The organism is Alterileibacterium massiliense (genome assembly GCF_900104645.1).
Classification (GTDB): Bacteria; Bacillota; Clostridia; order Peptostreptococcales; family Anaerovoracaceae; genus Alterileibacterium; species Alterileibacterium massiliense.
In genome coordinates this window covers 521,212-540,704 of the sequence record NZ_FNWE01000002.1, presented here as the reverse complement: position 1 = coordinate 540,704, position 19,493 = coordinate 521,212, and the positions used below count along the sequence as shown (strand labels likewise).

18 protein-coding genes and 1 pseudogene are annotated in these 19,493 nt (G+C 34.6%); 1 reads left to right on the top strand and 18 read right to left on the bottom strand.

Annotation, left to right across the window (positions count from 1 at the left end; all coding sequences use genetic code 11):
• Positions 1-155: 155 nt before the first annotated feature.
• The 9 genes and pseudogenes from BQ5371_RS04345 to BQ5371_RS04305 all read right to left on the bottom strand — a co-directional run bounded on the left by BQ5371_RS04345 (position 156) and on the right by BQ5371_RS04305 (position 8,521).
• Positions 156-2,117: a Rib/alpha-like domain-containing protein gene (locus BQ5371_RS04345; RefSeq protein WP_071132697.1), complete on the bottom strand. Its 1,962-nt coding sequence runs from the start codon at positions 2,115-2,117 to the stop codon at positions 156-158.
• Positions 2,118-2,323: 206 nt separating this feature from the next.
• Positions 2,324-2,623, bottom strand: a complete 300-nt coding sequence (locus tag BQ5371_RS04340; protein ID WP_071132696.1) for a YdbC family protein — start codon at positions 2,621-2,623, stop codon at positions 2,324-2,326.
• A gap of 295 nt (positions 2,624-2,918) precedes the next feature.
• Positions 2,919-3,245 carry a hypothetical protein gene (locus BQ5371_RS04335; protein WP_071132695.1) on the bottom strand — a complete coding sequence of 109 codons (327 nt, stop codon included), beginning with the start codon at positions 3,243-3,245 and terminating at the stop codon, positions 2,919-2,921.
• Positions 3,246-3,338: 93 nt separating this feature from the next.
• Positions 3,339-3,728, bottom strand: a pseudogene (locus tag BQ5371_RS04330) (SHIRT domain-containing protein); the annotation flags it as partial.
• 284 nt (positions 3,729-4,012) lie between these two features.
• Positions 4,013-4,558 carry an NADH peroxidase gene (locus tag BQ5371_RS04325; protein ID WP_071132693.1) on the bottom strand — a complete coding sequence of 182 codons (546 nt, stop codon included), beginning with the start codon at positions 4,556-4,558 and terminating at the stop codon, positions 4,013-4,015.
• 196 nt (positions 4,559-4,754) lie between these two features.
• Complete coding sequence (locus tag BQ5371_RS04320) at positions 4,755-5,234, bottom strand: peptidylprolyl isomerase (RefSeq protein WP_071132692.1); 480 nt, start codon at positions 5,232-5,234, stop codon at positions 4,755-4,757.
• A 161-nt stretch (positions 5,235-5,395) separates the two neighbouring features.
• Positions 5,396-6,928: a helicase HerA-like domain-containing protein gene (locus tag BQ5371_RS04315; protein WP_071132691.1), complete on the bottom strand. Its 1,533-nt coding sequence runs from the start codon at positions 6,926-6,928 to the stop codon at positions 5,396-5,398.
• Between the two features lie 246 nt (positions 6,929-7,174).
• Positions 7,175-7,699 carry a hypothetical protein gene (locus BQ5371_RS04310; protein ID WP_071132690.1) on the bottom strand — a complete coding sequence of 175 codons (525 nt, stop codon included), beginning with the start codon at positions 7,697-7,699 and terminating at the stop codon, positions 7,175-7,177.
• A gap of 231 nt (positions 7,700-7,930) precedes the next feature.
• Positions 7,931-8,521 (bottom strand): TetR/AcrR family transcriptional regulator, encoded by a 591-nt coding sequence (locus BQ5371_RS04305; protein ID WP_071132689.1) that lies wholly within the window; start codon positions 8,519-8,521, stop codon positions 7,931-7,933.
• 243 nt (positions 8,522-8,764) lie between these two features.
• Here BQ5371_RS04305 and BQ5371_RS04300 point away from each other — a divergent pair, with 243 nt between their 5' ends.
• Positions 8,765-10,276, top strand: a complete 1,512-nt coding sequence (locus tag BQ5371_RS04300; protein ID WP_071132688.1) for a sodium/proline symporter — start codon at positions 8,765-8,767, stop codon at positions 10,274-10,276.
• A 7-nt stretch (positions 10,277-10,283) separates the two neighbouring features.
• On the opposite strand, the gene BQ5371_RS04295 is transcribed toward BQ5371_RS04300, so the two are convergent.
• The 9 genes from BQ5371_RS04295 to eno all read right to left on the bottom strand — a co-directional run bounded on the left by BQ5371_RS04295 (position 10,284) and on the right by eno (position 19,484).
• Complete coding sequence (locus BQ5371_RS04295; RefSeq protein WP_071132687.1) at positions 10,284-10,895, bottom strand: DUF1700 domain-containing protein; 612 nt, start codon at positions 10,893-10,895, stop codon at positions 10,284-10,286.
• Positions 10,896-10,900: 5 nt separating this feature from the next.
• Positions 10,901-11,242, bottom strand: a complete 342-nt coding sequence (locus tag BQ5371_RS04290; protein WP_205408028.1) for a PadR family transcriptional regulator — start codon at positions 11,240-11,242, stop codon at positions 10,901-10,903.
• Positions 11,243-11,402: 160 nt separating this feature from the next.
• On the bottom strand, positions 11,403-12,266 hold the full coding sequence (gene dprA / locus BQ5371_RS04285) for a DNA-processing protein DprA (RefSeq protein ID WP_071132686.1): 864 nt from the start codon (positions 12,264-12,266) through the stop codon (positions 11,403-11,405).
• Between the two features lie 11 nt (positions 12,267-12,277).
• A complete protein-coding gene (locus BQ5371_RS04280) occupies positions 12,278-13,804 on the bottom strand; it encodes a YifB family Mg chelatase-like AAA ATPase (RefSeq protein ID WP_071132685.1) in 1,527 nt (508 codons plus the stop codon).
• 11 nt (positions 13,805-13,815) lie between these two features.
• Positions 13,816-14,148: a YraN family protein gene (locus BQ5371_RS04275; protein WP_071132684.1), complete on the bottom strand. Its 333-nt coding sequence runs from the start codon at positions 14,146-14,148 to the stop codon at positions 13,816-13,818.
• 300 nt (positions 14,149-14,448) lie between these two features.
• A complete protein-coding gene (locus tag BQ5371_RS04270) occupies positions 14,449-15,282 on the bottom strand; it encodes a Cof-type HAD-IIB family hydrolase (protein WP_071132683.1) in 834 nt (277 codons plus the stop codon).
• A gap of 134 nt (positions 15,283-15,416) precedes the next feature.
• On the bottom strand, positions 15,417-16,028 hold the full coding sequence (locus BQ5371_RS04265; RefSeq protein ID WP_083377424.1) for a Maf family protein: 612 nt from the start codon (positions 16,026-16,028) through the stop codon (positions 15,417-15,419).
• Between the two features lie 61 nt (positions 16,029-16,089).
• Positions 16,090-18,201: a bifunctional 4-hydroxy-3-methylbut-2-enyl diphosphate reductase/30S ribosomal protein S1 gene (locus tag BQ5371_RS04260; protein WP_071132682.1), complete on the bottom strand. Its 2,112-nt coding sequence runs from the start codon at positions 18,199-18,201 to the stop codon at positions 16,090-16,092.
• Positions 18,201-19,484 (bottom strand): phosphopyruvate hydratase, encoded by a 1,284-nt coding sequence (eno, locus tag BQ5371_RS04255; protein ID WP_071132681.1) that lies wholly within the window; start codon positions 19,482-19,484, stop codon positions 18,201-18,203. Before eno ends, BQ5371_RS04260 begins: the two co-directional genes overlap by 1 nt.
• Positions 19,485-19,493 lie beyond the last annotated feature (9 nt).

The following is a 19,493-nucleotide window of genomic DNA, read 5'->3' as shown; positions in this document are numbered from 1 at the left end:
ATTTACTTAAAGCCCTCTCATCATCGCTTAGTCTTAATATCTGATATTTTGATATATTATGTTAATTTCTTTCAGATTTAGTATCTTAACTAATCATCAAATAAATATTAGTGTTAATAATTATTTTGATAATCAGATAGGGAAAATTTTGCCTGCTAAATATGCTTCTTAGTTTTAACTGCTACAAATGCCATGCCTATAGTTGAAATAAGTACAGCTAGTGGAATTTCAATTCCATTATCTCCTGTTTGTGGCTTATTAGCATTACCTTTTGCAAGATATTTAGCTTTGATAGTCATATCATGGTCGAAATGCCCAGTCTTGCTTGGACTCCATTTATTAAACTTGTATCCATCATTTGGAACTGCATTATGAATAGGAATTGTTACTTCTTTTGTTGGATTTACAAAATATTCACCTGCATCTCTTGGATCAAGCTTACCATTATTACCAGGGTCAACAACTACGGTTACATAACCGTCAGGCTTTTCAGGCTTTTTACCATTATGGTCAGGAACATTAGGTATTACATCTGGAAGCTGTTTATATTTCGCATTTATGGTTTTGTCATTCTTAAATTGTGCTTTAAGCGGACTATCCCATTTGCTGAACTTATAACCTAGCTTACCAATTGCGTCCTTTGCAGGTATTGTGACAACCTTCTCAGGATTTACAAAATATTCCTTTGCTTCGCCTTTTGCAAGCATACCATGCTGACCTGCATTCATCGTTACCGTCACATATCCATCAGGCTTTTCTGGATTTTTACCATTTTCATCAGGAAGATTAGGTATTACATTGTCAATTACCTTAATAGGAACTGTAACATTTTCTGTGCTTCCGTCTTTGTATTCAACATTCACAGTCGCCTTGTAATTACCGACAGTATTTGTATCAATCTTATTATTATCTACTCTTGTCTTGGTAGCATTGATGTCCTCAGCTTTAACAGTCTTTCCGTCTTTATCTTTGATAATTACATGGTCTGTAATCATCTTGTTGCTAAGCTCATCTCCCTTGTGAACTGTAATAGGGCTTGCCTCAGGCTGATACTTGCTAACATCAAGTATAGTGCCTGTTCCTCCGGTATTAATTACTGCTTTTTTTATTATTTCTTCTTTGATAACTCCGCCAATACCAGTATAATCTATTTTAATAATTCTTGCGGGATCATCTTGATATGAAAATCCATCTTTATATTTAAACACTATATTTGTAATACCTTCAATATCTTCTGATTTATATTTGTCTTTATCAAAATGTATTACAACTTTATTGCCATCTATTTTTTTAATTGATAATGAATTATCATCTACTTTTGTAAGTTTTCTTGCTTTAATCAGAGTATTATTTATATCTGGCTTTTTTATAGTAAAACAATTGCAGTTCATAAGATTAATACCATCAATATTGGCTACGAGCTCATTTGGATACTCAACTATAATATCACCGCTTTTGGCATTATGTCCAACATAAACACTATAAAAAAATGATTCTAAATCTCGGCTAATAAATCCATTGCTAAGCTGAGTAATTTTCGTATATGGTTCATAGACTCTGGTTACAAATGCCTCTTTTTTTGTAATATTTTTGCCATCCATAGTTAAATAAAATGGTAATTTTAGTGTTAGATTTGAAGTTGTTCCTGAAAACGCAGTTATATCGTAAATAACATGAGGAAAAGATAAATCAATATCTATCACATCATAATTTTCCGCCTTTTTATTAAAAATAAACTTAATAACATTAGAATGACCATATGCCATAACTGTACCTATTATATCTTTTGAGCCATCATTCTTCTTTATGCTAATTTCACCATATGAACTTCGATTAAAATATAAAGCGTCATTTTTATCAACTTTATCATATCCAAGGTTTAAAACTATCTCCTCACCTTGCTTTACTCTACGATTTATCTTTAAATTAAAAGATAAACCTACACTTTCACCTCCACCAATTCTACCTACAAGATTTGTTACTTCCACATCCTGAGTTTCATCAGCATGAACTTGATTGAAATCAGTAAATCCGCTAAAAAGAATTGCTAGGCAGATTGTGATTATAAGTGCAAATACATTTAATTTGCCAATTAATTTACCATTCACTTTTCTCATTCCTTCCTATAATTTATATATCTTGTTTATCAGTAGCAATATTTTCCTTATTCCATTATATATATATATATATATCAAGCTTTTTTATATAATTAACTGAAAATCTTTTGATATATAAGTTTTAGTAAAGGCAGAAACAAAAATTTAAGCATTTAAAATTATGATTAATGAAATTCTGGCAAATTAATATATAGCGGTCATTATTCCTATTTCATCTTGTCAATTTTTTCAGGTATTTTATCAATATCTTCAAGGTCAAAGCTTTCCTCTAAGAGCCTCGCGAGCTCTCTTGCTTCTGACTTTACAAAGGTGAGCCCTTTGCCCATATTCTCATGCTCACTATCCCAGTCCCTCAAATCATATTTAGGCGGTCCGTCATTCCATTCGACAATATTAAGCTCTTTAGACCAGCCACTCTTGTATTTAGCAACAACGCCTATATGCTTTACAATATTATAAGTCACCCCTCCGAACCTATTCGTCCTCTTAATTTTTTGATTAGCCATCGATTAATCTCCTTTCGTTTTTATTAATTTGTTTGTAATTTTCAAATATGCCTTCCTTAAATAAGTATTATAAATTGGTATTTAATTGGTATTTAAATTTTCAACCTTTATTCTATTTATTTTTATCTGTTTTTATCTATCTAAATTTTAGTATTAATCGCAAAGCTTTTCAAACGAAAATAGTCCTCTATATAGCAATTTAAGTTTTTAAAATAAGATTAAATACTGAAAAATAAAAACAGCCGAAATATTGTCTCAGCTGTTTTTATCGAATATCTTAAATTTTAATATGTTTTTATCTCTCTTTTCTTTTTAATTTTGAAATAAAAGGTATTGACAAAAGAATAATCAATAAACCTATGGTTATATCAGTACTATCTCCTGTCGATGGGCGAAGTTTTTCGTTTTGCCTAGCATCGTCTTTATCCTTATCAAACTTCTTCTTTACTATCTGATACCCGTCTTTTACAAAAGTAAGCTTGAAATCATTAGCCTCAGGTTCAAACTTATATGAAATCATTTCGTCACCAAGTTTTCTGACCTTTATTACATTTTTATTAAGCACTGAATCCGCCATCTTGCCTTTGTCAGATGAGATTACTAAATTGCCTATCTTAAGCATTGACTGCTCATCTTTATTTTCTACCGTTATAGCATCTTCCTTAGCATCGGTATAAATAGTTCCTTCATTTGTTTCTACTTTCTTTGTATTTGGCTATGTTGGAGTTACCTTGCTTCCGTCTGCCTTTCCTGTCTCGTCGCTTGGTTGTAATTTCTTTACAGCATCCGGTAGCTCTACATTTGGATCTTCACTCTCAAACTTATGCGTTACCTTGTAGGTCTTTGGTGCTGGGTCTTTTTCAAATACCCATGTTCCAACTACATGTTCGTCCTTGTTATCTATCGTTACTTCGCTCTTGTCGTAGCTCTTGAACTTCCATGTTCCCTTACCAGCTTCATCTCTAAATTCTGCGTCTTTTCCTGTTGGCACTGGTGATGTTACCTTGTCACCTTTCACCTTGCCTGTTACTTTGCTTGGTGCTTTATCCTTTAGTGCGTCAGGTATGTCCATTCCTGCAGTTCCGCTCTTGTACTCATATGTTACATTGTGCTTGTTTGGTACAAATGTCCATTCTCCTAAAAAAACAGAGAGGTTTTACCCTCTCTGTCCGCTTTAATGTTTCACCTTTGGGATATAGGTAGTGAGACACCTACTTTAATACTCCTACTTTAATGGTAGAAGGACACCTTCATTATGTACCGAAAATATAACATGTTCATTTAGAAATTTCAATCAGTAAAAATACTACTCTTCTAAACTTCTAAATGTCAAAATTAAATTTCACATTTATTAAAAAATTTCTTGTATCTATATTTTTAGATAATCTTTTAGCCGAAATATCTCTTTAGAAGTCCTGCAAATGCCTTGCCATGTCTAGCCTCATCTCTTGCCATCTCATGAACTGTGTCATGAATTGCGTCAAGTCCTGCAGCCTTAGCTCTCTTAGCTAGGTCGAACTTTCCTGCTGTAGCACCATTCTCAGCATCAACTCTTAGCTCAAGATTTTTCTTTGTGCTATCTGTCAAAACTTCGCCCAGAAGCTCAGCAAATCTTGATGCGTGATCAGCCTCTTCAAAAGCAGCCTGTCTATAGTACATTCCTATCTCAGGATAGCCTTCTCTAAAAGCAACTCTTGACATTGCAAGATACATTCCTACTTCTGTACATTCTCCATTAAAATTCATTCTGAGGTCTTCCATTATATCCTCACTTGAACCCTCTGCTACGCCGAGAACATGCTCTGCTGCCCACTGCATTTCGCCTTCTTCCTGCTTAGAAAATTTTGAAGCTGGAGCTTTGCACTGTGGACAAGATTCAGGAGCAGAATCGCCCTCGTGAACATATCCGCATACTTGACATACCCATTTAGCCATTTTTACCTCCTTTTCAGCAATTGCTGATAAACCTTATATTAATTCAACATTATTCAATCTAGATGCTTACTTCTAGATATTCATTATATTAAATTGTGCACAATTGTCAACGATGTTTAATCCTCGCTTGTCTGGTTTTTCTTTGCTATTTTAAAACCTTGCCACCGCTATCCACCGCTATAAATAAAGTCTTTCTCTATTCCGTAACCCTGACCTGCTTTATCACCTGATCTTCCCTAGGCTTATCCATCATATCCCTATCAACTGATACAATTCTGTCCGCTTCTTCCATTCCGCTTGTAACCTTGCCAAAAGAGGCATACATTCCGTCTAGGTGAGGTGCATCATCGGTCATTATAAAAAATTGCGAGCCTGCAGAATTAGGATTCATAGATCTAGCCATTGATAAAACTCCTCTTTCATGCTTTAGATTATTATCAAACCCATTGCTCTTAAATTCACCTTTAATTGCATATCCCGGTCCGCCTGTGCCATTTCCGAGAGGATCGCCACCTTGAATCATAAATCCCGGTATAACTCTATGGAATATAAGCCCGTCATAAAAGCCGTCATTTGCAAGCTCCTCAAAGTTAGCTACTGTTACCGGAGCAATATCTTCATATAGTTCTCCAGCCATCTTATTCCCATTTTCCATCTCAATAACAAATTTTTTCATCTCTAATATTTCCTTTCCTACTCTTAATTTATATTAAAAGAACTTATAATCTTTTGATTTTTACCTTTATTTTATTGTTTATTTTTGATTTTCGATTTTAAATAATTATTGTTTTTATATTTTAACTTTTTATTTCTTTATTATCATTTATTTTATAAATTTTATTTTTTTAAAAAGGTATCTAAGATTCCTCTGCCAAGACTTGCACCAAGATTGCCACCAAGAGTTCTTCCAAATCTACCGAACATCGTGCCACCTATGGTTCTTCCAACCTCTCTTCCGACTGTACCAGCGACTGAGTTGCCAATCTTACCTGCCGTCCTCTTTCTGGCTTTTTCGCTCGCCTTATCTGCTTTAATTTTTTCCTTATCCAATTTTTCCTTTTCAATTCTTGCCAAATCAGTTTCTCCCTGCCTTTTAAGAAATTCATAAGCTGACTCAGGGTCAATGGCATTTGCATATTTACTATATAAAACGGAGCCTTTTATAATTGAATCCCTTTTTTCAGCAGAAATTGCATCAAATGAGCATCTAGGTGGCAGGATTTTAACCTTTTCTGCAGCTGAAGGAATTCCGTCTTCTTGAAGAAAAGATATTACAGCTTCTCCAGTGCCAAGATTTAAAATTGTATCATAAACATCAAATTCAGGATTTTCCCTAAATGAATCTGCTGCCGCCCTTACTGATTTTTGCTCCTTAGGCGTATATGCCCTAAGTCCGTGCTCAATCCTATTTGAAAGCTGGGCAAGCACTCCGTCCGTCATATCACTAGGATTCTGAGTGCAAAAATATACACCAACGCCTTTTGACCTAATCATCTTAACGAGCTGTTCAACTTTTTCTATCAGAACCTGCGACGCACCTGAAAAAAGAAGATGTGCCTCATCAAAGAAAAATATCATCTTTGGTTTATCTACATCACCAACTTCAGGGAGCGTTTCAAATAGCTCAGATAATAGCCATAGCATGAATGCCGAGTAGAGCTGTTTATTATTTATTATGCTTGAGCTATCCAAAATATTTATTATTCCCCTGCCCCCATCAAGAGCAAGTAAATCCGTTATATTGAGTGCCGGTTCTCCGAAGAAAATATCTCCGCCAGCAACTTCAAGCGAAACAACTGCTCTAGTTATAACTCCGATTGAAGCACTGCTTATCTTGCCATAGTCAGCAATAAATTTATCTGCATTTTTATCAACATAGGCGAGCATTGATTTCAAATCCTTTGTATCTATTAAAAGCAATTTATTGTCGTCAGCTATCTTAAAGACAATTGATAAAATATCGCTCTGTAGCTCATTTAAATCTAAGACTCTTGAAAGAAGCAGAGGTCCCATCTCCGATATTGTAGTCCTAAGCTGGATACCATTTTTACCAAATATATCCCATAGGACAACCGGACTTCCATTCATCTCATAACCATTATTTTCTAGGTCAAACTCCTCAATCCTAGATTTAATATTTTCATTCATCGTTCCCATAGAAGCAAGCCCCGAAACATCACCTTTCACATCAGCGATAAATACAGGCACTCCCATTTCGCTGAAGCTTTCCGCCATAACCTTGATAGTAACCGTTTTACCCGTTCCTGTTGCTCCACAGATTAGCCCGTGTCTTTGTGCCATCTTAGGAATTATTGAAATATTTTCTCCCTTATCGTTGTTACCAATCCACACCTTGCCATCTTTAAGCATCTTTATCCTCCTTGAAATTCTTTAAACATTTTTAAAAATTATTAGAAATTAGAAAGAAATTATATACCTGATTTTCAATTATTCGCATAAATACTATATTTTTAAGCATTTTAAAGTATAGAAAACTATTTATTTTACCACGAATTTACCACGATTGAACGAGCTTTGATATGACGCTAAAAATAAGATGGGATATAGTACAAAATATCTGACCATCTCCCGTCTTTCTTAATTTTATTGTAACACTTAATTAGTATCGTCTTTTTCTGATTTTTCTTGCACAAATTTGATGCTATTTTGAATATATTCTTTTTCTTTTTCTGTTGCAACTTCTTCTAGTTGTTTAAACAAAGCAATACATTCATTTCGTTTGCCTAATACATTAAATGCAGTTGCAATATTAAGATACCATGTCATTTCATCTTTCATATCTTTAGGCTTCATATCCATTGCAAGAAGTTTTTCTAAAAAGAGTTCTCCGTTTTTGTTTTCTTGATATTCTTTTACAATATCATTATTCATTTTTCTAAACTGATGTCCTCTACGCATTAAAATAAAGGATACGGTAAAGAAATAAACAATAGAAGTAACGAAAATACCACCAAAGACAATGCCTAAAAAACCAATTGTTGATTTTACATAGGGATTTACTATGTTCACATAAATAAATAGCAGTACCGCCCAAAATATAAAGGCTAATCGGATAAGCCATTTATCTCTTTTTTCATATATTGCTCTTATATTTTTTAGATTTTCGGGTTCGTAAATCATTTTATTTCACTCATTTATTACCACATCAATCAGAATTTGTTTCATGGTTCTGATTTTGTTTTTTCATTCATCAGCATGTTCCATTGACTCCTGTAAACTTTTGATGTTATACATTTCTTCCAAAATAAAATCCACATCAGATTACCTATGTTCTTCTGGCAAAGAATAAAAAATAGGATTTTCACCATTGGCATATAATAAAAAATGTATGTTTAAATCATTTAGAAATTATTAGAAACCTTTTTTCGTCATTCCATTTAAAAAAACTTTGAGCTGTTCTCTTGAATATTGATAAAGAGAATAATTTCCATTAAAAAGACACCAATCGTATAAAATTGCCCTTTCAAACATTGCATAAGACCTTGTTATATCATTTACCGTCAGTTCATCTATGAATATTCCCTGCTCTTTTCCATCCATTATTATCTGCCTGATAACCTTGAAATACGAACGATCCGGATTGAGCAGGTGTTTTTCTCCGCTGGATGCTAGCTGTGATACAAAAAGCTGAGAAAGCAGGCTGACAGGCACTGTGTTTTCAATCATTATAAGTAGCTCCTTATTTAAAAGGAGAAGTTCTTCTATTGGCGAAAGTCCCTTCGGCATATTTTCCATGAGTTCCTCATATTTCCTGTCAAAAAGATATGAAAGAGATTCCAGCAAATCTGCCTTGGTAGAAAAATAGTAATAAAATGAACCCTTGGACACATGGGCATGATGAACAATGTCATCAATTGTAGTGTTATCATATCCGAACCTGTAGAAGAGTTCCCAAGCGGAAGATACTATATTGCTCTTAATTTGGTTATTATTTTTCTTCATTGATAATTCCTGTAAGTCATTATTTATCTATTTATTATAAGTTAAAGTATAAACTTAGGTCGATAACTTATATTTTTGATTTTAATAAATTTTTGTTTAATTTTCAAGGCTTTTATTGATTGTTTTGGTTTTTTAAAATGATTTTTTTAAAATTTTTAAAGCTAAAATATATACTTTAGTCAGTATTTTATATGATATATTTTCATGTTATCATACGCATAGTTTATAAAAGGAGCTTTTGATATGTTTAATTCTGAAACAATTGTATTTATTGGATATTTTATACTTCTATTCTTCGTGAGCCTTATATTCTTTTTCAATGGAAGTAATAAGGATCAGGAAGATTACTTCCTCGGTGGCAGGAGCATGGGATACTGGGTAACGGCAATGTCAGCACAGGCTTCTGATATGTCAGCATGGCTACTCATGGGACTCCCTGGTTCAATACTTGCATTTGGTTTTGGTCAAATATGGATTGGTATCGGTCTTGCCCTAGGTACAGCTTGCAACTGGATATTTTGTGCAAAAAGGCTGAGGCTCTTTAGCAAGGCTGCCGGCGATTCAATTACGCTTCCTCAATATTTAACCAATCGCTTCGCATCAGAGCGTAAAACCCTTCAGATCATTTGTGCAATTATCTTCCTTGTAGCATTCACAGTATATGTCGCATCTGCCTTCGTTGCGGGAACTTCGGTATTTACACTGCTCTTTCCATCTATGAGCGAAAAATTATCAATGATCATATTTGCACTTATAATAATAGGATATACCTTCCTAGGCGGGTTTAAGGCTGTATGCTGGACTGATTTTTTCCAAGGAATACTTATGATGATTGCACTTCTCGCAATTCCTATCATCGTCGTTTGCACTCAAAAGTTAGACACATCTGTGCTTCAAAATGTTTATACATATAAAGATGCTGCAGGAGATATTGTAACTTGTGACTTTGGCTCAGGGCTTTTTTCTGCCTCATGGAAAGATATTTTATCGGGACTTGGCTGGGGTCTTGGATACTTCGGTATGCCTCATATTTTGGTTAGATTTATGTCGATTGAAAAGCCTTCCATGGTCAAAAAAGCTTCTGTCGTAGCAATCGTATGGGTCGTTTTATCAATTATGGGAGCTTGCCTGATTGCATATTTCGGAAGAATGATTGTTGCCGAAGAACTTCTAAGTAATGGATTGCAAAAGACAGTCTTTATAGTAATGGCTAGGAAATTTTTTCCTCCTGCCATAGCTGGATTCTTGCTTGCTGCGATAATGGCAGCCTCCGTTTCAACCGCGGATTCACAGCTTCTTGTTGCTTCAAGCTCTTTTGCTTCTGATATATATAAACCTTTAATAAGAAAAGATGCAGGTGCCAAGGAAGTCCTATGGGTAGGACGCCTTGCAGTCATACTAATATCAGTGGTTGCATATATCATCGCTTCATCAAAGGGCTCTGGTGCACAGGCTATAATGGATATGGTTGAAAACGCATGGGGAATATTTGGCTCTGCCTTTGGTCCTGTAATTCTCTTATCTCTTTTCTGGAGAAGGTTTAATTACCTTGCTGCTTGCAGCGGAGTTGTTGCCGGAGCTGCTGCCGATATTTTATGGCTATTATTTTTCAAAAGCACTGGAATATATGAACTCATACCGGGCTTTATATTCGGAACACTGGTTTCAATAGTGGTAACACTCATTACTCCTGAGCCTGATTCTTCCGTTACCGATATATTTGACCTCGCAACTTCTGAAAATTTTGATGAATAATTCTTATTTAATTATGCTTTAGTTTCCACTTTTGGGAATTAAGAATATGTATTATGTAAACTGTAGCTTTCCAGCAAAGAATGCCAAGCAAAGCAAATACTATAGCCATTGCTAATCCGGCAATCAACGCAGGAAATCCTTTTAGCTCATATGCGAAAAATACGAATTTCAAATTCTCAATTGTCGAAATATGTATAATTCCCTTTAATGCCCCCATAATTCCGGCAATTATGCTTACGCCAGATGAAAAGAAAAAGGAAACTGTAAGAATTGCGAGGGTAGGTATTATTGATACCCAAGCAATGGATGCAGCAGAATAAAATCCAAACATCGACATGAACCTTTTGAATGAAAAGCCTTTATTCTTAACAATGGAATCTCCAATATAGCTCATAGCAAGGGCTTTTGGCGATTCCATTTCTGCTATTACCATTTCTTCACTCTGCCCCATTTGTACTCGCTCATAAAATGAACTCTTTAACTCACTTAAAATATCTGTCTTTTCTGAAATAGGCATATATTTTAAGTAGCGATCTACCTGCGACAGATACTTTTCCAATTCCTTATTTAAATTTATATTTTCCTCTTTATTTAAATTTTCATAATTTCTTATTTTCATTATTGCTAACCCCTCTTAATTTCGGAAATGCTATTTATTAAATTTGACCAGTCTTTATCAAGCTCTTTAGCATATAAAATTCCATTTTCTGTTATCTTATAATACTTTCTAGGTGGTGTTCCCTCTTCCATGTTTTTCCAGTAAGACTCAAGATACCCTTTTTTCATGAGCCTTCTTAGGAGAGGATAAATTGTGCTTTCCTTCGTTTTTAACATGGGAAATTCTTCGAGCATTTGAATTAATTCATATCCATATCTATCGCCTTTGCTAAGAATTAATATGATTGCATATTCTAAAGTGCCCCTTTTAATTTGTGAAATCCATTCTTCATTCATTTTTATTACCATTTGCATTTCTTTTTGTTGTTATATTTTCTTTTTTATTATTCATTGCATTATTCTAGTTTAATATTATTGATTTTAGATTATTGCCTATGTTTATCTATATACATTGTACCACATAGTATATATTTGTCAATAGGTATATATGATAGTTTAGGGAATTGTCTTATATTTCATAATATATTTTACCCCCATAGCTTCGCAGTATACCTTTTATCTCTAATATTGTTGTTATTGAATTAATTTTGCTCATCTCATATCCTGTTTTTCTATATATCTCATCTGCTGTAATTTCTCCCGCTTCTTTTACCACTTTTGCTATTCTCGTCTCTTCTTCGCTCAAATCTTTTAATCTAATGTCATTTTCAACATATTCTATTCCTAGATTGCTAATTAAATCTCCTATGTTTATAAGTGGAATAGCTCCGTCATTAATTAATTCGTTTGTTCCAATGCTTGCATAACTATTAATATTACCAGGTACAGAATAAACATCTTTACCCTGCTCTATTGCATAATTTGCTGTTATTAACGCCCCGCTTTTAGCTCCAGCTTCAACAATGACTACTTTTGAAGAAATTCCGCTTATTATCCTATTTCGCAGTGGAAATGTGAACTTGCTTCCGCTAAAGTCAGGTTCATATTCACTAATAATTAGTCCCTTATTATATATCTCTTCCATAAGACCTCTGTTTGATGCAGGATAGACCATGTTAATTCCCGTTCCAAGTACTGCAATTGTTTTACCATTTGCTTTTAAACTCGCCTCATGAGCAAATGTGTCAATTCCAAGTGCCATTCCTGATACAACAGTAATCGAAGATGTTGCAAGCTCCTTAGCTATTATCTGAGATATTTCTCTACCATATGCGGTAAACTTTCTTGAGCCTACAATAGCAACTGATTCAGTATAAAGCAGAGAAATATCACCCGCGAGGTAAAGTTTTTTAGGCGGATTTTCTATTTCCTTAAGTTTATTTGGATATGCTTCACTATCGCAATCAATGACCTCATATTTATAATTATTCATATATTTTACCTTTAAGCAAATGCCTTGCTTGTTATCCTATAATTAAGTGCTTCCGAAATATGTTCAATTTTTACTTTTTTACTTTCCTCAATATCGGCAATCGTCCTAGCTACCTTTAGAATTTTCATCAATGACCTTGGGCTTAGCGAAAATGACTCATATGCTTTTTTAATAAACTCATATTCTTCCTTGCCAAAATCGCAATATTTAAGGATTTCTTCATTTTTTAGCGAAGCATTATTCGTATTTTGATTCCTCTTCTTTGCGAACTCTCTAGCTCGAAGAACTATCTCTTTCATTTCAAAAGATCCCATGGACTGTTTTTCTCTACCAGTTAGCTCGTTAAATTCAACTCTTTCCATATATATTTGTAAATCAATTCTATCCAAAATGGGACCGCTTAATTTTTTCTTATACCTTTCTATCTCAGAAGTACTGCATTTACACCTGTGTTTACTATCTCCTCGGTACCCACATGGACATGGATTTGTCGCCATAATCAGAGTTGATTTCGCAGGAAAAGAATATGTCCTCCCTCTCCTATTTAAAATCACCTCATGGTCTTCTATAGGTTTACGAATCTTCTCTATAACTTTTCTATCAAATTCACAAAATTCATCTAAAAATAAAACTCCATTATGAGCTAACGATATTTCTCCCGGCACGGGAAATAAGCCTCCACCGATAAGGCCTGCTGTTGTTATTCCTTGATAAGGCATTCTAAAAGGTCTTTCCTTTATTACCTTTTTATCCTCATTTAGTTTGCCTGCTACGGAATATATCATAGTCGTTTCAATAATTTCATCGATATTCATCTTTGGCATAATGCTTGGAATACGCTTTGCAATCATAGTCTTTCCACAGCCCGGTGGTCCTATCATGATTAATCCGTGTCCGCCAGAAGCAGCAATGCAAGCTGAACGCTTTGCAGCAATTTGACCATTAACATCTTTAAAGTCAAGTGTCCCAATAGTTTCAATGCTGTCCTCATCTTTAATAATTTTTTTATATAAACTCTTAGCAGTTGGTTTGCCATTTAGGTAATCTATACATTCTTTTAGCGAAGATACAGGAATGATCTCTATGTCATCTTTTAGCATGGCTTCTTCAATATTTTCGCTCGGTATGATAATCTTTTTTACCGAATTTTTTGATAATCCATATATCATTGGAAGTATTCCGCATATAGGGAGCACTGTTCCGTCGAGTGACAATTCTCCGAAAATTGCAAAATCTTTTAGATTTTTTATATCAATAGCTCCCTCGGCTGAGAGCAAGGAAATTGCAATAGGAAGATCCATGTGGCTTCCTCTTTTATTAATATTTGCTGGAAATAAATTTATAGTTATTCTGCCTCTTGGATATGGAAAACCTGAATTTATTATCGCCGATTTGACTCTTTCATGACTTTCTTTTACTGAAGTGCCGGCAAGGCCAACTATATTAAATGAAGGAAGTCCATTGCTTATATCAGATTCAATCCATATTCTTTTACCCAAAATCCCCTCGTAAATTGCTGTCTCAATTCTGCAAATCATTTAGCTCACCCTTAAAAGCAGTTCTCGATATGCTTTAGCTCAATAGATATTACATCAAATCTTATACTCATCTCACTCAATTTATTGTCAGCGATATATGCCTCGGCTACCTTCCTTATATGTTTAATTTTGTTCTTGTCTACCGCTTCCTCAGGATAACCATATGAATTTCCACTTCTGGTCTTAACCTCCGCAAATATTATTTCATTACCTTTTCTAGCTATAATGTCAACCTCTCCAAAATGGCAACGGTAATTATTACTTAAAATTTCATATCCTCTATTCTTTAAATATTCTAAAGCTAAATTTTCTCCTCTATTTCCGAGCCTGCCTTTTTCATTCATCTTCTTACCTCTTAAATCTTTGATTTTTTTCTCATCTTTATACTTGGATATAAAAATAATATTCTTAGAAAATTTTTAATCAATAATTAAAGCTATAATGTGACTTTTTTCGCAGGAAAAAGGCTTTTTATTTCTCATAAGAATCCCATACGAATATTGATTAATTTTTCTAAATAAAAAACATTCGATTAAAATATCGAATGTTTCTAAATTCATATTTAAAGTATTATAAGAGTTTAAAAATTTTTTATTTTAGAATTTTCTGTGGGAAATATTTTGCGGAAAATATTTATGGGATTTTCAATCTTTTTTATTATTTAAAGCAAATTTATAAATGGCTTTTCCTACTCCATCATTGTTATTATCATCTGTAACATAGTCTGCCACTTCTTTAAGTTCGTCCCAAGCATTTCCCATAGCTATACCTATCCCTGCAAATTTAATCATAGCCATGTCATTAAGTGCGTCGCCTAGGCACATTAATTCCTCTTGCCTTGCTCCAAGTTTATCTATGAGGAAGCTGAGAGCTGTCTTTTTGCTCGTATTTTCTCCGCCTACCTCTATATTATTTGGAAATGATTGTGTTATTGTAGCTTTTTTTGTTTTATTTACTAATGGTTTTATTTCTTCAAGTCTTTTTAAATCTGTAAAGAAAATATTAATATTTTCTATTTTTTCCTTATTTCTTCTAGCAAAGGTAATGATGTCCTTTATTGGCTTTCTCGATATTAGGACATATCTTCTGCTCCTATATTTGCTACCATTTTTTTCTATTTCTTTATATAATCTTTCATCTATATAAGCTTGATTGTCCATGAACACTTCAAGCATCAAATTTTCTTTAATTGACAAGTCCAAGATGTAATCTACCGCTGACGGATTAAGGTAATTTTCGTAGACTGTTTCGTTCGTATTAATATTTGTAATCCTTGCACCGTTGGAAGTAGCTACATATTTAACTTCTTTTAACTCCCTGATTACTTCTGGAATAGCATTTAACGAGCGTCCTGTGCAAACGCACACCTCTATACCGCTATCAATTGCCTCTTTTATCGCTTCTTTTGTAAGCTCTCCTATGCTTCCGTCTTTTTTAATTGTTGTTCCGTCGAGATCAATTCCTATGACCTTGATCATTTTTACCCCCAATTTAATAACCTAACTATCAATCAGTTCTTTTTTTACTTTTTTATATTCTTTAATTTTGTGGACTTTGGTTCTTATTCTTTAATTCATATATTTTTTCTATGCTTTGGTTTCCATGTTTTAGCTTATAAGATTTCTTTTATTTCTTCAATAAGCCTATCTATTGGCAGTCCTACGACATTATTATAATCACCATCGATATGATCTATATAATTCCCAAATATTCCCTGAATTCCATATCCGCCCGCCTTGTCATATGGTTCATCTGTTAAAATATATTCTTCTATCTCTTTACCAGTCATAGGCTTACAATGGACTTCTGTTTCTTCATAAAAGCTTATCTCTTTGTCACCTAAAAAATCACATCTGATTACCGCACAGCCTGTAATTACCTTATGAGATTTTCCCTGAAGATTTCGAATCATAAATCTTGCTTCTTCTTTTGATTTGGGTTTTCCTAAAATTCCAAATTTTTCAAAACGGGTTAAATCTTTGCAAACGACTATAGTATCTGCAGCAATGATTAATGCTTCTTTAGCTTTTAAAAGGTTTCTGCATTTCTTAGCCTTTCTCATTGATAAAATTTGTGCAATCTCACTTGCACAAGATGCGTCATCTGGAATGCTCTCATCAGAATCTGTCGGTATTACTACTGGATTAATTCCATTTTCTTTTAGAATTTTTAATCTGCGAGGTGAAGATGAAGCTAAAATAATATCTATTTTATTTACCTCCAATTTTTATATATGAAAAAATAAAGCGACCATTTAACATGGTCGCTCAAATCTTAAATTAGATTTATTCTTCAGTCTTTTCAGCTTCCTTTGGCTCTTCAGCTACTTCTTCTTCGTGAGGCTCCTCATTTGCTTTTGGTTCCTCTACTTCTTTAGCTTCTGATGCTTTTGCTACCTCTGATTCTGTTTGCTGAATTTCAGGCTTATCTTCGTCTGCTGATTCCTCATCTTCTTCGCCGAGCAATGCCTTCATGCTAAGACTGATTCTCTTTCTTTCTGAGTCAATGTCCATGATTTTAGCTTTAATTACCTTGCCTATTGTCATCTCATCTGCGACATTCTCAACTCTCTTATTAGCAATTTCGCTGATATGAACAAGTCCGTCAAGACCTGCTTCTAGCTCAACAAATGCTCCATACTCTTTTATCTGAACTACCTTACCCTCTACAATATCACCGACATTGTATTTTGTTCCTACAAGTGACCATGGTTCAGGTGTTGTCTGCTTGAGTCCTAAGCTAATCTTGCCTTTCTGCTCATTTAGGTCAAGAATTTTTACATTGATTATATCTCCAAGGCTTAGTACCTCTTGAGGGTGTTTTAGCTTGCCCCATGAAATCTCACTTATGTGAAGCAATCCGTCAACTCCTCCAATATCGACAAAGGCACCATAATCGGTAAATCTCATTACCTTACCTTCTACCACATCTCCAATATTTAGATTTTCCCAGATTTCTGCTACCTGCTTACGCTTTTCATCTAGTAGAACCTGTTTTCTAGAGAATACAGCTCTGTTGCGTCTATTATCAATCTTGATGACCTTGACATCAACATTCTTGCCGATGAACTCATCTGCCTTCTCTACATATCTGTCGGACAGAAGTGACATTGGTATAAATCCGGATACCTCTTTATATTCCGCAATTACTCCCCTATTTACCGCCCTAACAAGCTTAACATTGATGTTTGTTTTGTTTTCAAGTGCTTCGTTGAGTTCTTTCCAATTCTCGTTCATCTCGAGCTTCTTCTTTGAAAGTAGGATTCCCCCATCGCCGTCATCTGACTTCATTACCTTGGCTTCGATTTCATCTCCCTCGTGGAAAAGATCCTTTAGTTCCTGACCTTCTTCCAGTGCAACCTCACTCTTTGGTAGGATTCCATCTTTCTTAACTCCCATGTTCACGATAATAACATCATCTCTAACCTCATGTATGGTTCCTGTAATGATATCACCTGTCCTCGGAAGTCTGAGAGATTTATCAATCTCCTCCATAAAATCCGCCATTGACATTTCTTCTTCTTGCTCTTCGATCTTGTTGATTTCTTCGTTCATCCTAGAAATAACCTCCTTAATTGTTACTTCGGGTGTAGAGGCACCCGCAGTTATACCTATATTATTATAATTTCCAAAGTCTTGCAAGGCTAAATCCGAAATACCTTGAACGAAATAAGCATTTTTGCAGTTTTTTTCTGCGATTTCAAACAATTTTCTCGAATTTGAGCTATTTTGATCGCCAATTACTATCATTGCATCAACTTGCTCTGCTAAATTTTTGCAGCTTTCCTGACGAAATCTTGTTGCATTGCAAATCGTGTTTTTCACCTCAAATTCAATTTCATTTTTTTTGAATATATTGAGGATTTCATCTAAAAGCTCACGCCTAATCGTGGTCTGACATACTATCAGTGGAATATCTCCGTCTTTAAACTCAATATTTTTTAGTAGATTATTAGCATCTGAGACGCCCTCAATTATATGTGCTGAGTAATTACACCAGCCATTCGTAGCTTTAACTTCCTGATGCTCTTTGCTACCAACTATAACTATTGTTCTATTAGACTTATATGCCTCATATACAATATCATGAATTTTAGATACAAAAACGCAGGTTGCGTCTATTAGATGCACCCCAAGCTTTTTTGCTTTGTCATAAAATTCTTTGGGTTCTCCATGAGATCTAACGATTACAATGTCATCATTTTTAGCCTGACTTATATCATCAATAATGTCAACACCTCTATCATGAAGAGAATCCGTAACACCTTTATTATGTATTAATTGACCGCAGGTATATATTGTCCTGCGGTCATTATTTCTAATTGCTTCTTCCGTTTTGTCAATGGCATTTTGCACGCCAAAACAAAATCCCGAATGTTTTGCTCTTTTTATCTTCACTACTTAAATATCTCCTTGCCAGGATACTTAGCACTCTTGCCCAGCATACCTTCAATTCTAAGTAGCTGGTTATATTTAGCAACTCTATCAGTTCTTGCAGGTGCACCTGTCTTTATCTGATATGCGTTAAGAGCAACAACCAAATCAGCTATCGTTGTATCTTCGGTCTCTCCGGATCTATGCGAAACAATGGTATTATATCCATTTTTCTTAGCCAATTCTATTGTTTCCATTGTTTCACTTATAGTTCCTATCTGGTTAAGTTTTATTAAGATAGCATTTGCACAGCCAAGCTCTATTCCCTTTGCAAATCTCTTTGGATTTGTTACAAAAAGATCATCTCCGACTATCTGTATTTTATCTCCAAGTCTCTCTGTCATGAGCTTCCAGCCATCCCAGTCCTCTTCATCCATTCCGTCCTCTATAGAAGCGACAGGATATTTATCTACGAAATGCTGCCAATTATCTACTAATTGCTCTCTTGTAAAAGTTCTACCGGATTTAGGCATTTTATATTCTCCTACCTTATCCGTCTTCCAACCACTTGCCGCAGCATCGATAGCAAATACGAAATCATCTCCTGGCGTATATCCGGCATTTTTAATTGATTTCATCATATAATCAAGGACTTCAAACTCATCTTTAAGATTAGGTGCATATCCGCCTTCATCTCCTACAGAAATTGTATATCCCTCTTTCTTTAGGTCCTTACCTAATTGATGATATACTTCAGCACACCATCTAAGGCCCTCTTTAAAACTAGGTGCTCCAATAGGCATTATCATAAATTCTTGAACATCAACTGTATTTGAAGCGTGTTCGCCTCCATTTAAAATATTCATCATTGGAACAGGTAATGAGCAACCATTTATGCCGCCGAAAAATTTAAATAGCGGAATACCTAAAGACTTTGATGCGGCTTTTGCACAGGCAATAGATACGGCAAGAATTGCATTTGCTCCGAATTTGCTTTTATCTCCTGTACCATCTGCATCAAGCATCAGTCTTTCAAGCTCGAACACATCAGAAGCTTCTTTACCTACGATTAATTCGCTTATCTCATTATTAACATAGTTAACCGCTTTAGTAACTCCTTTCCCTCCATATCTTGCTTTATCTCCATCACGAAGTTCTAGAGCTTCATAGATTCCTGTAGATGCACCACTTGGTGTATCTCCATATGCAATAGTGCCATCTTCAAGTTCAACTTCAGCTTCAACTGTAGGATTACCTCTCGAGTCAAGAATTTCTCTTCCAAGAACTCTTATAATCTTAGTAGACATCAACACATC

Coding starts and splice junctions, on each gene's coding strand:
- BQ5371_RS04315 (WP_071132691.1), bottom strand. CDS start 6,928: ATGCTTAAAGATGGCAAGGTGTGGATTGGTAACAACGATAAGGGAGAA.
- BQ5371_RS04305 (WP_071132689.1), bottom strand. CDS start 8,521: ATGAAGAAAAATAATAACCAAATTAAGAGCAATATAGTATCTTCCGCT.
- BQ5371_RS04290 (WP_205408028.1), bottom strand. CDS start 11,242: ATGGTAATAAAAATGAATGAAGAATGGATTTCACAAATTAAAAGGGGC.
- dprA (WP_071132686.1), bottom strand. CDS start 12,266: ATGAATAATTATAAATATGAGGTCATTGATTGCGATAGTGAAGCATAT.
- BQ5371_RS04270 (WP_071132683.1), bottom strand. CDS start 15,282: ATGATCAAGGTCATAGGAATTGATCTCGACGGAACAACAATTAAAAAA.
- BQ5371_RS04300 (WP_071132688.1), top strand. CDS start 8,765: ATGTTTAATTCTGAAACAATTGTATTTATTGGATATTTTATACTTCTA.
- BQ5371_RS04320 (WP_071132692.1), bottom strand. CDS start 5,234: ATGAAAAAATTTGTTATTGAGATGGAAAATGGGAATAAGATGGCTGGA.
- BQ5371_RS04345 (WP_071132697.1), bottom strand. CDS start 2,117: ATGAGAAAAGTGAATGGTAAATTAATTGGCAAATTAAATGTATTTGCA.
- BQ5371_RS04325 (WP_071132693.1), bottom strand. CDS start 4,558: ATGGCTAAATGGGTATGTCAAGTATGCGGATATGTTCACGAGGGCGAT.
- BQ5371_RS04310 (WP_071132690.1), bottom strand. CDS start 7,699: ATGATTTACGAACCCGAAAATCTAAAAAATATAAGAGCAATATATGAA.
- BQ5371_RS04280 (WP_071132685.1), bottom strand. CDS start 13,804: ATGATTTGCAGAATTGAGACAGCAATTTACGAGGGGATTTTGGGTAAA.
- BQ5371_RS04340 (WP_071132696.1), bottom strand. CDS start 2,623: ATGGCTAATCAAAAAATTAAGAGGACGAATAGGTTCGGAGGGGTGACT.
- BQ5371_RS04275 (WP_071132684.1), bottom strand. CDS start 14,148: ATGAATGAAAAAGGCAGGCTCGGAAATAGAGGAGAAAATTTAGCTTTA.
- BQ5371_RS04335 (WP_071132695.1), bottom strand. CDS start 3,245: ATGCTTAAGATAGGCAATTTAGTAATCTCATCTGACAAAGGCAAGATG.
- BQ5371_RS04295 (WP_071132687.1), bottom strand. CDS start 10,895: ATGAAAATAAGAAATTATGAAAATTTAAATAAAGAGGAAAATATAAAT.
- eno (WP_071132681.1), bottom strand. CDS start 19,484: ATGTCTACTAAGATTATAAGAGTTCTTGGAAGAGAAATTCTTGACTCG.